The sequence below is a fragment of the Yersinia sp. 2466 StPb PI genome (assembly GCF_041538325.1).
Taxonomy (GTDB): domain Bacteria; phylum Pseudomonadota; class Gammaproteobacteria; order Enterobacterales; family Enterobacteriaceae; genus Yersinia; species Yersinia enterocolitica_E.
Window position 1 is genome coordinate 383592 of record NZ_JAULSL010000001.1, and the last position, 13620, is coordinate 397211.

Sequence of the window (13620 nt, forward strand, 5' to 3'; positions counted from 1 at the left end):
AGAAATACACTGATTTCATTACTGCTCGTTATAGATTCATTTAGTTCTGTAAAAAGAGTAAATCAGGGTTTTACCTTATAACGAATATTTAATTACGGAGGATAATTAAATCGTACTGATGCAGGAGTTACCGCCGATGCTTGAAATGTTGAAGAGACAACCCTTAGTTAACGACATTGATTTATCAGATATTAATATTGTTCAATTCACGTTGAAGGGAATTCCTGCCAAAGCGATGGATTACCATCATTCTATTTGTATTGGTGTTTTTTTTATTGAGAGAAAAATGATATCCAATACTGTTATTCGATATATTGCACTTATGCTGGTGGCGCTGGAGAATACGCAGGATTTTGCTTTACAGTTTAACGATGGCAATTGGTGGTTATGGGGGCGATATACACTTGATAATAGCGAGAGGATCGCCGGTGAGAATCAAGATCTCTCGATGAAATTAGAACAAATTCATGCCGTTATTCAGCATTTAAGTGGCTTGGTAGCCACATTGAGTACTTCCCAAACAAACGTCTTAACCAAACCGAAGAAGCATGTCAGCAAGGCTATCTCATGAAAGAACTTTCCAGTTTAATATTACTGTTTTCAGTGTCACTGGCCCATGGACAAGCTATTCCCTGGCAAGGAGAGCCTTTCTTTATTTATAGCCGGGGTATGAGTGTATCTAACCTATTAAAAGATTTAGGGATGAATTATGGCATCCCGGTAGTCATTAGCCCGGAAATAAACGAACACTTTAGTGGGAAAATTCGCGACAAAACACCAGAAGCAATCCTGTCTAAATTAGCCGGTCTATACAATCTTACCTGGTACTATGATGGTGAAATACTCTATTTTTACAAAGCTCAAGCCATCCGAAGGGAATTTATATCGCCAGATGGATTATCAACGACAACTTTAATCAAATATCTACAACATAGCGGAGTAGCCGCAGGAAAAAACTGTGCGATAAAGGCTATTTCTCGTCTGGATGCTATTGAGGTTACAGGTGTTCCTATCTGTATTGAACGGGTGACGACATTGAGCAAAATGCTTTCGTCTCAAGCCCGTAAGCAAAACCAAAATAAAGAAACAGTGAAAGTCTTCCTGCTAAAATATGCCTCTGCGGCTGACTCTAATTATCAGTATCGTGATCAGCAAGTTAAATTACCGGGCTTAGTCAGCGTATTGCGCGAGATGAGTCAGGGCAATAGTCTGCCTTTAGTTGCAGGAAAAGAACAAGATGAGGCGCATACCAGCATGCCTCTTTTCTCGGCTGATCCTCGGCAAAACGCAGTTATTATCCGTGATCGTCAGGTCAATATGCCGGTCTATCGTAGTTTGATCGCCCAGTTGGATCAGCGGCCAGTTCAAATAGAAATATCAGTGACCATTATTGATGTTGATGCCGGAGATATTAGCCAGCTTGGTATCGATTGGTCCGCATCTACTTCCATTGGTGGCGCGGGTATCTCGTTTAATAGTAATTCGGGGAAAAATAGTGCTGATGGTTTCTCCACTGTAATTGGTGATACTGGGAACTTTATGGTTCGCTTGAATGCGTTACAAAAGAATTCACGTGCCAGAGTCTTATCACGCCCTTCGGTGGTCACCCTAAATAATATTCAGGCGGTACTGGATAAAAACGTAACGTTTTATACTAAGTTGCAAGGCGATAAAGTGGCAAAACTTGAATCGATCACCTCTGGGTCATTATTGCGAGTGACACCGAGAATGATTGATGCCGATGGTGTAAAAGAAGTTTTGCTTAATCTTAACATTCAGGATGGGCAACAGCAGGCGCCAATAAGCAGTAGTGAACCGTTGCCGGAAATACAAAATTCAGATATCTCAACGCAAGCCACGTTGCGTGTTGGGCAAAGTCTGTTATTGGGTGGCTTCATCCAGGATAAACAAATTGAGTCGCAAAACAAAATACCGCTACTGGGCGATATTCCATTATTAGGTGGGTTATTTCGCAGCACTGATAAGCAATCTCACAGTGTTGTCAGGTTATTTCTGATCAAAGCTGTACCGGTTAATACAGGGGAATAGCATGGCAGTACGGTTTAAACTCCGCCTGTTAAATGGTGAACTTAATGGGCGTGAGCTGATGTTACCTGAGGGGGAGTTTACGCTAGGGGGTCAGCAGTGCGACGTATTATTACCCTTACTTCAGGGGCAAATATTGACCTTGAGAATAAGTGATGAGCACATAACTTTGCAGACATCTGGGGATGTCTGGGTTAAGGGGGAGCGGTATGATTTACAACAGAAACTCCCACTCGGACAGGCGATTGAAACCGGGGGATTAATCTTGGTTGTTGGTGAGGCGGGCGATAATTTAAGTGATATTCATTATATCCCTCGCGCTCGGCCACGCTTATTACTCTGCTTATCTGTACTGGCATTTATCCTATTGTTACTGCTATCGGTAGTTATATTCTGGTTTATACAGCAGCCAAAAGCGCTACTGGCTTATCTTCCTCCTGATATTCCAACACAACTCTCAGAGCAGTTAAAGCAACCCGCTTTACAGGGGATAAAAGAAAACTGGTTATTAGATGGCAGTGTTGTTTTGAGTGGTCACTGTAGCTCATCACCCGCAGTGATTAAGTTGCAGAATTTCCTGGTTCTTAACCGTATTGTTTTTCGTAATCAATTAGTCTGTGATGACCATCTGCTCAGTAGCGTCAAGGATGTATTACACCAGTATGGCTATCAGGATATAGAGGTCGACACGGGGAAACATCCAGGGCATATCACAATCCATGGTGCTATTGAAATGGGGGGGCAATGGTTAAAAGTTCAGGAAACACTGGCGACAGTGGCTGGGTTAAAGGGCTGGGCGGTTATTAATAGCCATGATGGGCAAATTGCGCAATTAGTTGAGCGCTTGAGGGAACTGGGGTTATTAGGCTATCTCATATGGCGCAAAGTAATAAGGAAATCATTATCAGCGGTATATTGTCGCTCAGCCAACAACAACAACTGATGGAAATGTTGACAGCATTGGCCCGGCAACAACCGGACTTTCTGGCGGTGAGGTATCAGAATATCCCCACGTCAGATCAAACTGCTCAGCTTCTTCCCGCTGCAATTGTCAGCTATGGCGGAAATAAATTTTCAGGATTCGTGCAATTAGCTAATGGATTACGCTTACAGCAAGGGACGGTACTGGCGAATGGCTATAAAGTTATTTTTATTGGAGAGCAAGGCATATCATTACTAAAATCTAACAATTTAATCCATATACCCATGAATTTTTAAGGATTAGGAGATCAACGAGTGTCGCATATTACTGAACTGGAAGATGCTATTAAATATGACGAGAAAAAAACACAACAGAAGAATGCGTTGTTGGAAAATGGGAGGTTATTAATTTCACAACAATTGTCTCTACAGCAAACACCTGATAATTATAAAACTCTTAACAATATGATGCTGGCCCTAAGTAGTGCAGGGAAAATAATAGCAACACTGTCAACTCGCTATGGAAATTAAAAAACAATCATCATGCCATTTTATGGAAAAAATGGAATAAATATAAAAGACAGATGCTTTTTAGTGAGACAAAATAATATTATATATTTATCAGTGCATCAGGAAATTCAATATGAATGATAATGATTCTATTCAGAGCATGTTAGGGGACCTACACAGTCGGTATAGTAAATTACTGTCTGATCTAGGGAAGTTGAAAGGATTCCAGCAACAAATCTTTTTACTGAAAGAAAAAGCCAAAAATGACAGTAAAGCAAGAGAGAGGTTAATTCGCTTGAATGAAGCCTTTCCGAATGGTTTAAATCAAGAAAAAGCACAAATGGTGGTATCTATTGCAAACATGAAAGTACAGTTTAAACAACTGGAGACGCAGCTCAGAAATATAAGTTCAGGTGAGGCAATGTAGTTAATCTCTTCCTGAAATATCATTATTATCTTGAGTTAAGGAGTATTTCTATGGTCGCGAACACTGGTGTAAATAAATCAGACAACACTTCCTCGTATATTAACCAATCTTCCAATAATGAATTTAATTTTTCCGTTTTGGAAAATAAATTTAATAGTCTTCACAACAATATTAATAATGTTGGCAGTAATCTGAGTAATAATCTAAGTGAGCATGCTGATATTTTCAGTATGGGATTGAGTGCCTTTTATGAGTACCTGGACGTACTTGAATCACTTGCCAGAAGTGCCTATGACGCTATGCACACCCGATCAAAATATGCCAATGATATACAGGATAACGCTAATCAGGTTGATTCCGTAATTGCCGAAGCGGCTAAAGGTGACGATAAAACAACCAAGCCGCTACCGGATTCAGTTATCGAGTTTATGCGGGAGCATGGCATCAAAGTTGATAAGATGAGTATTGATGAGTATTTAAAGAAGAATGGGCCAGAACTGGATAAAGGACAATTACAGGCAGTAAAAGCGGCATTAGATAATGAAAAGACCCGCGCGTCAGATACCATGACTCAAGAACAATTACAGTTACAGAAGTTTATGCAAAGTTATAACGTTAATGTTAATAACATCAGTACATTGCAGACAGGTTTAAAAGATATATTAACGACGATTGCCCGCAATCTTTGTTAACCAAGTTATGGCCGTAAGGATGATTCGATATGAATATTGAACCTACTGATCAACTTATTAATTTTATGCGACGTGGCGGTTCTCTGCGTATGTTGGCAAATATGTCAGAGCAAGACTTGACGTTAATATATGAATATAGCGTACAACTTTGTCACGGCGGAGAATATGACAGCGCAAAAAAACTGTTAAATATATTGATTCGTTTCGACCATTGGAATTTTGCTTATTGGTTAACATTAGGTTCGTGTTATCAACAAACCGGGGATTGCCATCAGGCGATTTATTGCTTCAGCCGCGCGGGGCAAATTCAGGTCGATGACCCTCGTCCATCTTGTTTCGCTGGGGAATGTTATTCTGCTTGCGGCAATACTATTTATGCTGAAAAAGCATTCCGTGCCGCATTGAACTGGTGCCATGCTCACCCTGAGCAGGCTCAAGTCCGCCAGCAAGCTGAACGGGGACTGGCGGCATTATTACTGGAGGTGAGACATGCCTAATAGTATTGCATTTAAAGCCGACACACAGACTGATTGGGCACTGGCTGCCGCAGGTAAAAGCACACCTTTGGCACCGGCGAAAATGCCAGATTGGTGGGCAATTTCCGGGTTGTCACCCTCGGCGGATATGAATATGACGTCACCCAAGGTGACGCAGCAAAAAGCCCAGGCCGCCTTGGATCGCCTGCTGGTCGCCTTACCCCGTTCCGGCGCCAAAGCAGGGGACAGTGGCCGGCTTTCCCTTGATCAGTTGGGCAGTACAGATATGCAGCTTATCCTCTCGATGGCTGGCAACCTGAGCCTGGTTTTTTTTTCTGATTCCTGTAAGTCAATCCGCCAGCAGATGGAGCGGGCGACGGATGTGCAGACTTTTTTACGCGATAAACGGGTTAATGAGTATCAGCAACAGATTGATAAAGCAGTTCAGCAAGCGGATAAAGCTCACAAGGCTGGTATTTTCAACATGGTGCTTGATTGGGCCATCGGCTTAGCCGAGATAGTTTACGGTGCGATTAAGGTCTCTGCCGGGGTATTAACCGGGGATCCGGTGGCAATGGCTTCCGGGGTCGCATATTTGGCGGCGGGGACCGCCGGTTTGGTTAAAGCCGCCGCCGAAACGGCGATGCTGGCTGGAGCCTCAAAAGAGAAATGTCAGGAAGTTATTGATGTTGCAGGTAAAGTTCAACTCGGTTGTGAATGCTTTGCTATGGCAATCGACCTGTTTCAAGCCGCCCGCGCGATTAATGCCGCTCGAGCGGTGACCAAAGGGGCGGGTGATGTGCTAAAAGCGGGCGGAGCTGATGCGTTGACCGAAGCGATGAAGAATCTAAGTCAACAAAAAGTGCAACAGTTAACTGAACAGTTCGCCAAGAATGCCTGTAAGCAGATAACTGAAACGGAAATGGCCTTGATGCACAATATCAGCAACTCTTTTACCCACGCTGGCGTTGAAAAACTGGTGGGCGATGTGACGAAAGATCTGGTTAAAACCGCGATTAAGAAAGGCACTACGCTCACTGCGGAACAATTTACTCGCCAATGTACCAAGGAAATTATGAAGGAGATGGTTAAGAAAATAATAAAAGATATCAGCCTCTCACCATTAAATATAATGCAAAAAGTTACTCAAGGGTTAGTGCAGGTTAATAGTGGCCAGTTGGCGATCCAAAATGGAGGGCTGCAAAAAGAAATTGAAAAATTGATGCTTGATCAAGACTTCACGCAGTTTATGGATCAATGGGTTGAGCGGAATAAACAGCAGCAAAGTAAACAACTCAAAGATATCTCTCAGAGCGCACAAGACACATTGGAGAAATTAAGCGATAACATCCATCAAAGCGGCATGCTACAAACGAGAGTGGCAGGTTCATTAATATAATGAGGTTATAATGAATACACCTATCAGCCAGGACATAAAAATAAACGACAAAGCCCTACAGGCTGTCGATGATGATGGGAAATTAGATAATAATATTGGCAATATCATTAGTGATATCTCAGATATTATTTCCCAAATGTATGCATTATTTAAAAAAATGCGTGATTTACTGAGTGCCTATGGTGGGAAACAATTCGAACTTCTATTTAATATCAAAGCTACTGCTATGAAAAATCAACGCGAAGCTATCGATAAAACAGCATCAGCGGCCATCGCCAGCGGAGTTTGCTCCATGCTATCCGGTATATTTAGCGGCGTCGGTGCTGGAGCAGGCGACCGGTGGGGCGGTATTGGTGGGCATATTAGTAATGCTACTGGGCAATCTATTATCGGTATTGGGAAACTGGCCGAGGGTGATAAAGCCCGTGCTGCGGAAACCTTGCGCATGGCGAGTATTCTGCAAAGCTCTAGCTCTGATAGTTATTCAAAAAATTCCAATGAAATACAGGATAAAATAGTAGAGCTAAGGCAAGCATTCAAGGAATTTGGCAATACCTTGACTAACCTAATAAACCATATTTCCATGGCGGTGAAATTATGATATATGAAATTTAACTCTCAGTGCATTGAGCAATACTTACTCAGTAAAGGCTGTGTGACTCAAGCAGCCTTTTTCGAAAATAGCCCTATAAAATTAGGGCGTGAGTTTTTATTTGATGCATATCGGGTAATCTACCGTATTGAACAGCATGAATTAATTATTTGTTCTTTGGAGATTTCCACTGAAAAAAATACGCCGGGGAATTTTTTGGCATTATTTAATTTCCTGCTCCATTTAGGTGAGGAAATTACTGATATATCGATAGTCAGGATGCTGATTATTAATAATGTCGCTAATCAGCCGTTGCGGTTGATCCGCAGTAGACTTATTCGAATATTAATAGTTAAAGGAGCATTCAGTAAAAATATCGATGGTAATGATTGGCTACTATTTGATGTCAGTACGGGGAAATAGAATTAAGGAGGCCCAATGGACGATTTTTCTGCCGATGATTTCCAGTCCCTGTGTGTAAAGATAAATAGTGTATTGAAAGAACAGAATATTATTCAGTACCCAATGAGTGATTTTAAGCAGCAACCTGATCCGCAGGAAGTAGAAACGCGCTATACACGGGGTTATCAGGCCTGGCTGGCAGATGACTATACTGCTGCGATTAGCGATTTTTCTTGGCTTACACTCTGTTGCCCCTTAGTGTCACGGTTTCATCTGGCTTTGGCCGCAGCTCTGCAAATGCAGCAAGAATATGCTCTGGCGCTGAGTGCTTATGCCGCCGCGCTATTACTGGATGCAAATGATCCTGAACCGGTATATCAAATGGCGGTTTGTTTACGCGCGCTGGATAAAGGGGCTGATGCCAGAGAAGCATTACAAACCGCCATTGAAATGAGTTATCTGAACCCTGAGTATGCGTCTACAGCAACGAAAGCCAATCGATTATTGAATGAAATATAAATGAAATAATACGAATGTTATGGCCAATATTTAAAAGGGGATAGCGATGGATGGCATAGACAATATTAATTGTGTTAATGATTTATCTGAGCCTAATGCGGTAGTTAAACCGAATATCGAGGGGAGACCCTCTATTAGCCCCCCTGAAGCATTAGCAAATGACTTTCTGAACAACACTGTTCCGAATGCTAAGGACAAAATAATTGAAATTTTTGTGACTCAAAAAGATATTGTTATTAAAGAGCATGAAATCAGCGTTAAGTTAGCCAAAAAACAGTTTTTCATCAATGTGATTGAGTTGACGGTTTCTCTGGCTTCATTTGTTGTCAGTGTTGGCATGAGTATTTGCAGTGGCGGGGCGGCGACCCCGGTTGCCATAATTACTGGGGTGAACTTAATGTTATCACTGTCTAACCTGGCATGCGCCTACCATAACTGGAATTGTGCCAGTAAAAATAAAGAGGGGCTAACCATGGGCAGTGATGCAATTCAGCAAGCTGCCTTTATGCTCGCTAAATCCTGTGGTGTTTCATCTGATAATTGCAAAAAAATCGCGCGCTACACATCGTTCTTTATTCGTGTTGGTATCGTGGCCTCTTTAGCAGGTATAGGGCTACTAACGCACCCGGTCGTTACCAACAGTTTATGTTTACTTGCTAAAAACTATAATCCAATAGTGGCCTCTATAACCAGTATTATTACTGCCGGTGCGCTAGGTGTGTGGATAAGTAATGATCATGATCAGAAAAAAGAAATAGAGGGTATTTTAAGGAGTAATGAGCTGGAAGCAAATGAAATACTAATAACAACTCATGCTGAGGGGGCTGCATATCGAAAAATCGGTATCATCAAGGATAATGTACAAACAAATTTCGCTTAGGGTGAATGCCGGATAGTCTCTTTAGTGTTATTTGTTAACCTTGTATAAGGTTAATTACTCTCTAAGGGATATGATGAAATCAATACAGTTTGTTTTATTTCGGCAAGAGGGAACATTACGTAGCAACGGAGAATGTTATACCGTACCTGCGGGGAATTTGGTTGTTACCCACGAGTTGGCTACGGTATCTTCTTTCTCACAGAGCACTTTTATTTCAATATTGTGTCATTCGATAGATCTTTTACCTATATATCAAAACTTAGCCAGTAAAATGGTGCAGTCGAATAAATTTCGCTTACCCCATAAAATATCTGATCACTACAAAATATTGCCAGCAAATAAAGATGTTATTCACGCAACTGAACAGTTAATTGATATTGAGCGCTCAGCATCATTACGCTTTCTTTACCTGTATTGTTTAGGTCTGGATTCAGTTTATTTCTCCAGATTGTTGGAATCAATTGTGGGTACCAATAATGAGTTACTGGAGTTTTTTGAACAAAATCGCCTCAATCCCTGGACGGTATCGCGCTATGCCGATGAATTAGGTATTTCCACCCGTAAATTGAATTTTCTGTTTTACGAAAAATTCGGTATGTCTGCAAAGCAGTGGTTACTGGATCAGCGTTTGAAAAAAGGCTGTGAATTGCTGTTATCTACACAGCTACGCGTGGCAGATATCGCCATGGAATGCGGTTTTAGCAATCACGCACATTTTTCTGATAGCTTCCGTCGCCGTTTTCAGCAGTGCCCATCGCATATGCGGTCACTTATGGAATAGGGAGGTTTGATGGATATAAACGCATTAATGAACGAAATGACGAATAGCATTAATAAGATAAGTCAGGACTTTCAAAACCAGATGGCGGCCGGTAATCCCTCTGATCCTGAACATATGCTCAAGATGCAATTTGCCATGCAGCAGTATTCGTCTTACATCAACTTTAGCAGTGCGCTGATGAAGAATATTAAAGATATGACCAGTGGGATTATTGCCAAAATATGATCTTACTTTCAGCACAATGTCGCCAGTTGGTGGTTGAAGCCGCCTTGGCCGGGGTGAATCACAGCCTACAGGCTGAAGCCCAAAATATCCTTAATGTGTTACCCCAACTGATACCGGACCCTCAGGTACGTTTGGTCTGCGAGGCAATGCTGCTATTCGGACTTAATGACAGAGTGGCAGCGCTGGCGTTACTGGCAACATCCGCATCTGAAGATGCGCAGGCCATGTTGGCGTTGCTACAACAAGGGATCTCTGCTGCTGACTCAACGTCATTGGCGTTGCCGATAACAACGCGGCAGCCTCTGGTACTAAAGGCATAACACCGCAACGGTATAAAATTGCTTATCAACAAGGAGATCATCAGATGGAAATTGATGCCATTCAGGCTGCTTCAATGTTGAATACCCCCCTTCAGCCAGCGGCCGGTGAGCCGCAACAAATCGCCAAATTTACGCAGTTAATGCAACAGGCGGAACCTGGCACGGCAATGATGTCGCCATCCCAATTATTGGGCGTTCAGTCGCAATGGATGTACGCCACATTAGCAGTAGATTTAACGGCTAAAGTGGCCGGTGTTCTCGGGCAGAACATCAATAAACTGGTCAATATGCAATGAAGCACCTGCGGCGTGCGATAGCGCTCTTGCTGGTGGTTATCTCCCTTTCAGGCTGTGGTATGGAGCTATATAGCGGGCTTTCTGAGGGGGAGGCCAACCAGATGCTGGCGTTGCTGATGTTGCACCAGATTAAAGCCGAAAAGCAGTCCGAGAAAGGCGGGACGGTAGGGCTGAGTGTCGATAAAAGTCAGTTTATTAATGCAGTGGAACTGCTACGACAAAATGGTTTTCCGCGCCAGAAATTTACGACCGTGGATACGTTGTTTCCGTCGAACCAGCTCGTGACATCACCTGGCCAAGAGCAGGCCAAGATGGTCTATTTGAAAGAACAGCAGTTGGAAAGCATGTTGAGCCATATGGATGGGGTGATTCATGCCGATGTGACCATTGCCATGCCAGCGCCGACCGACGGGAAAAGCAGTGTTCCCCACGCCGCCTCAGTGTTTATCAAGTATTCCCCCGAGGTCAATTTACAAAGCTATCAGCCACAAATTAAAAATCTGATCCGCGATGGTATCCCCGGTATCGATTACTCACAGATTAGTGTGGTGATGCAGCCTGCCAATTATCGGTTTATCGCCGCTGAGCCACACCAGCACGCTGAGGCACAACTGAGCTTGCAATGGCTATTACGCCACGCCGGTGCGATACAGATAGCGTTAGGGCTGGTGTTAGTGCTGCTGGCTGGGTTGTCAACGGTGTGTTTATTACGCTATTTGCGCCGATAAATCGCTAATGGAAGGGGAAAAGGGATGATATTACCGTTAACCGCTGATATCCGGCATTTGCATCAGTTAGCCTGGCGACCCGCACAGTTTGCCCATCCTCTATGGTTGGCAGCGATGGGAATTAAAACAGAGAACTACTGTTATGGCCGCAGTAACGTGCTGGACAGAGTGTTGAATAATGCGCTAATTCAGCAACGAAAATTCCCACAGCAAGCCCTGCCTGCGGTGCTGAGCAAGCCGCAGCAAGAGCGAATGGCAAGCTATCCGCGCTTATCTGCCCACTGTCTGGCGCTGGGGTTGGTTCATTTACAATGTGGTGATTATTTGCGCCTACGGCGTTATCGCGAGAGGCTTTCGCCGCTGTTGGATGAAGCTGATATTCAACAACTCATTGGTATGGGATATCAGGGTCACCTGCCTGCCAGCTTAAGCCCACAGCATCTGCCCACGGTTGCCTTACGTCTGGGGCATAGCCTGGCACATCAGGTACGCCACGATGATGTGGTTTGGCGTGCAATCTCTATCTCATTACCTCCTCAGCCCCGTGCGTTATTTTTGTCCCAGGCCTTCTCTTTTGCGGTTGACGGTTGGTTAACCCGACTGGAGCGTTTGCTGTGAACCCTTTTCATCTCAGGATAGAGAAGTTTGATTATTCGCTGCCAGCGGGGCGAGTCATTGCGGCGGTTCAGTTACAGGAAATGGCGCAGAGTCGCGATATTTTGTCTGCTGCTCGGGTGCAGGCAGCCGAGATTGTGCAAGCAGCGCAGGATGAGTGCCGCGTGTTGTTGGCGCAAGCACGGCAACAAGCAGACATGCTGATGGTTAAAGCGCGGAGTCAAATAGAAGCTGAGGTGGTGGCGCAACATGTTGGCTGGCTAGTGGCGGCGGAGCAATTGGAGGCATCCTTGATTACACAAGCCCGTCAGCAGATTCTGGCAGCGATTGCGTCGGTGGTAACTGCCTGGGCCGGTCAGCAATCTGTGGAACAGATTTTGATTCATCGGCTGGGGGCGCAAGTGGAGAAAATGGCGCACGATGAAAAGTTGCTCTTACAGGTTCACCCGCAGCATCTGCCTGCCGTGGTCTCTGCTCTGGGTGAACGGGTGCAGTGTGTGGGGGATGAGAGCATGCCTGAAGATACCGCCCGCTTAGGTTCGCCAATGCTGCAAGTCAGCCTTTCTCTGCGTAGCCATTTGGCGCAACTTATCCTTTGGCTACAGGAGCCAGCTCATGATTAGTGCCAATAATGTGTCAGAGACCTTGGCAGTTCACGGCTCTGACCAACATGTGGGGAAGGCTCATGGCGAAGTAACCCCCGCACACTCAGTCATGGAATTGGCCAGCATTGAATTATCTGAAGTGAGACAAACCGCGCTGGAAGAGACGATGGAAGAGATCGGGCTGAGTCTCGGCTCCCGTTTGAAAGATCAAAAATCCATTGAGGCTGAGGAGCGTAATCTGCGCCGCCAACAGCTATTGGTGAAGTTGATAACCCAGCTCTCCGGTAGCAACGATATGCTGTTTTCACAGAACATTCCGCTTGATGTGGATATTGTTTCGCTTGCCAATAAGCTTCGACAGGGTGAGCTATCGGCAGGGCAGCAAGTGTTACTGTTGGCCGCCATGCTGGCACACAGCAAAAATAATCCATTACGCCGCCGCAGCTTATCGCAACTACTTGGCCCACTACTTGAGCGTGAAGGCTGGGAGGTTGAGCTATTTGGTCTGTTGGAGCTAGGCGCAGAGGGTAGCCGCTCGCTGGGAGCCGTCAAACAGTTGTTTCAGCAAAGTATTCATCAAAGTGAATTGTCGCTGGCGGAGTGGTTTACCCGGGTGAGTCGTTGGCCACAGCGCCAGCAACGTGTTCGGGTACTCATGCGTGCCGTCGCGTTTGATTTGTCCTGTCGGCCGTTCGCTCAATACGGTGAGCGTTTGTCCGCGACACTCCACCAGTTGCGCCGTTTGCTGATGTTTCTCGGGTTGGAAGACCATTGCAGCCAGGTGGGGAATGTCTGTGGCGTGGCAGGAGATATGATTCTGAACGAGGTACTGGCAGTGGTGGGGCAACCCTGGTTATTCAGTAGCTGGTTGCAGCCACGAATTGAAGCGATTACCGGTTCGGATGCCAAAGCACAGCGAGGATTCATTCGTCGGTTTTATGAGTTGTTTAAATTGATGCCAGTGGATTGTTTCAATGATCAGGAACAACAAGCACAAATTTTAGCCACCTTGCTGGAGATATGACTTTTCGTTTCAGGCGAACCCCCGATGGTTGATAAGGCATTAGCTGCTTATTCTTTTCATTGTTTATTCTCGTCATTTTTCAACTTGCAGGTGTGCTGGCTGCGCTCACGACCCGACCCGGCCACAACCGATTTGTCTCTTGCTTGCCGCCGGCCTGAATTT

Annotated in this window: 19 protein-coding genes and 1 pseudogene; all 20 read left to right on the plus strand. The window is 44.5% G+C overall.

Features of this window, described 5'->3' with window-relative positions:
- Positions 1-136 precede the first annotated feature (136 nt).
- The 20 genes and pseudogenes from Q2T72_RS01750 (at position 137) to Q2T72_RS01845 (ending at position 13458) form a co-directional block, all read left to right on the plus strand.
- Positions 137-571, plus strand: a complete 435-nt coding sequence (locus tag Q2T72_RS01750; RefSeq protein WP_083161131.1) for a hypothetical protein — start codon at positions 137-139, stop codon at positions 569-571.
- On the plus strand, positions 568-2049 hold the full coding sequence (locus Q2T72_RS01755; RefSeq protein ID WP_372568533.1) for an EscC/YscC/HrcC family type III secretion system outer membrane ring protein: 1482 nt from the start codon (positions 568-570) through the stop codon (positions 2047-2049). The genes Q2T72_RS01750 and Q2T72_RS01755 overlap by 4 nt, the downstream gene beginning before the upstream one ends.
- A 1-nt stretch (position 2050) precedes the next feature.
- Positions 2051-3264: pseudogene (sctD, locus tag Q2T72_RS01760) on the plus strand (type III secretion system inner membrane ring subunit SctD).
- 18 nt (positions 3265-3282) lie between these two features.
- Positions 3283-3498, plus strand: a complete 216-nt coding sequence (locus Q2T72_RS01765; protein ID WP_083161125.1) for an EscE/YscE/SsaE family type III secretion system needle protein co-chaperone — start codon at positions 3283-3285, stop codon at positions 3496-3498.
- Positions 3499-3610: 112 nt separating this feature from the next.
- The gene (locus Q2T72_RS01770) at positions 3611-3904 is read left to right on the plus strand and encodes a chromosome partitioning protein ParA (RefSeq protein ID WP_372568534.1); all 294 of its coding nucleotides are present in this window, start codon (positions 3611-3613) and stop codon (positions 3902-3904) included.
- A gap of 50 nt (positions 3905-3954) precedes the next feature.
- Complete coding sequence (locus Q2T72_RS01775; protein ID WP_372568535.1) at positions 3955-4596, plus strand: chemotaxis protein; 642 nt, start codon at positions 3955-3957, stop codon at positions 4594-4596.
- 29 nt (positions 4597-4625) lie between these two features.
- Positions 4626-5093 (plus strand): SycD/LcrH family type III secretion system chaperone, encoded by a 468-nt coding sequence (locus Q2T72_RS01780; RefSeq protein WP_083161119.1) that lies wholly within the window; start codon positions 4626-4628, stop codon positions 5091-5093.
- A complete protein-coding gene (gene sctE, locus Q2T72_RS01785; RefSeq protein WP_372568536.1) occupies positions 5086-6471 on the plus strand; it encodes a type III secretion system translocon subunit SctE in 1386 nt (461 codons plus the stop codon). Before Q2T72_RS01780 ends, sctE begins: the two co-directional genes overlap by 8 nt.
- A 10-nt stretch (positions 6472-6481) precedes the next feature.
- Positions 6482-7072, plus strand: a complete 591-nt coding sequence (locus Q2T72_RS01790; protein WP_372568537.1) for a chemotaxis protein — start codon at positions 6482-6484, stop codon at positions 7070-7072.
- A gap of 3 nt (positions 7073-7075) precedes the next feature.
- Positions 7076-7486: a pathogenicity island 2 effector protein SseE gene (locus Q2T72_RS01795; RefSeq protein ID WP_372568538.1), complete on the plus strand. Its 411-nt coding sequence runs from the start codon at positions 7076-7078 to the stop codon at positions 7484-7486.
- Between the two features lie 15 nt (positions 7487-7501).
- Entirely contained in the window at positions 7502-7984 is a 483-nt protein-coding gene (locus Q2T72_RS01800) for a SycD/LcrH family type III secretion system chaperone (RefSeq protein WP_083161113.1), read from the plus strand.
- 46 nt (positions 7985-8030) lie between these two features.
- Complete coding sequence (locus Q2T72_RS01805) at positions 8031-8864, plus strand: hypothetical protein (protein WP_083161111.1); 834 nt, start codon at positions 8031-8033, stop codon at positions 8862-8864.
- 73 nt (positions 8865-8937) lie between these two features.
- Positions 8938-9645, plus strand: coding sequence for a helix-turn-helix transcriptional regulator (locus Q2T72_RS01810; protein WP_372568539.1), 708 nt, complete (start codon positions 8938-8940; stop codon positions 9643-9645).
- A 9-nt stretch (positions 9646-9654) separates the two neighbouring features.
- Positions 9655-9870, plus strand: coding sequence for a type III secretion system needle filament subunit SctF (gene sctF / locus Q2T72_RS01815; protein ID WP_083161107.1), 216 nt, complete (start codon positions 9655-9657; stop codon positions 9868-9870).
- Positions 9867-10190, plus strand: coding sequence for an EscG/YscG/SsaH family type III secretion system needle protein co-chaperone (locus Q2T72_RS01820; protein ID WP_083161105.1), 324 nt, complete (start codon positions 9867-9869; stop codon positions 10188-10190). The genes sctF and Q2T72_RS01820 overlap by 4 nt, the downstream gene beginning before the upstream one ends.
- Before the next feature lie 44 nt (positions 10191-10234).
- On the plus strand, positions 10235-10486 hold the full coding sequence (sctI, locus tag Q2T72_RS01825; protein ID WP_372568540.1) for a type III secretion system inner rod subunit SctI: 252 nt from the start codon (positions 10235-10237) through the stop codon (positions 10484-10486).
- Positions 10483-11214, plus strand: a complete 732-nt coding sequence (gene ssaJ / locus Q2T72_RS01830) for an EscJ/YscJ/HrcJ family type III secretion inner membrane ring protein SsaJ (protein ID WP_083161101.1) — start codon at positions 10483-10485, stop codon at positions 11212-11214. Before sctI ends, ssaJ begins: the two co-directional genes overlap by 4 nt.
- 24 nt (positions 11215-11238) lie before the next feature.
- Positions 11239-11832 (plus strand): type III secretion system domain-containing protein, encoded by a 594-nt coding sequence (locus Q2T72_RS01835; protein ID WP_372568541.1) that lies wholly within the window; start codon positions 11239-11241, stop codon positions 11830-11832.
- On the plus strand, positions 11829-12452 hold the full coding sequence (gene sctL / locus Q2T72_RS01840; RefSeq protein WP_372568542.1) for a type III secretion system stator protein SctL: 624 nt from the start codon (positions 11829-11831) through the stop codon (positions 12450-12452). The genes Q2T72_RS01835 and sctL overlap by 4 nt, the downstream gene beginning before the upstream one ends.
- On the plus strand, positions 12445-13458 hold the full coding sequence (locus tag Q2T72_RS01845) for a TyeA family type III secretion system gatekeeper subunit (RefSeq protein ID WP_372568543.1): 1014 nt from the start codon (positions 12445-12447) through the stop codon (positions 13456-13458). The genes sctL and Q2T72_RS01845 overlap by 8 nt, the downstream gene beginning before the upstream one ends.
- The last annotated feature ends 162 nt before the right edge of the window (positions 13459-13620 follow it).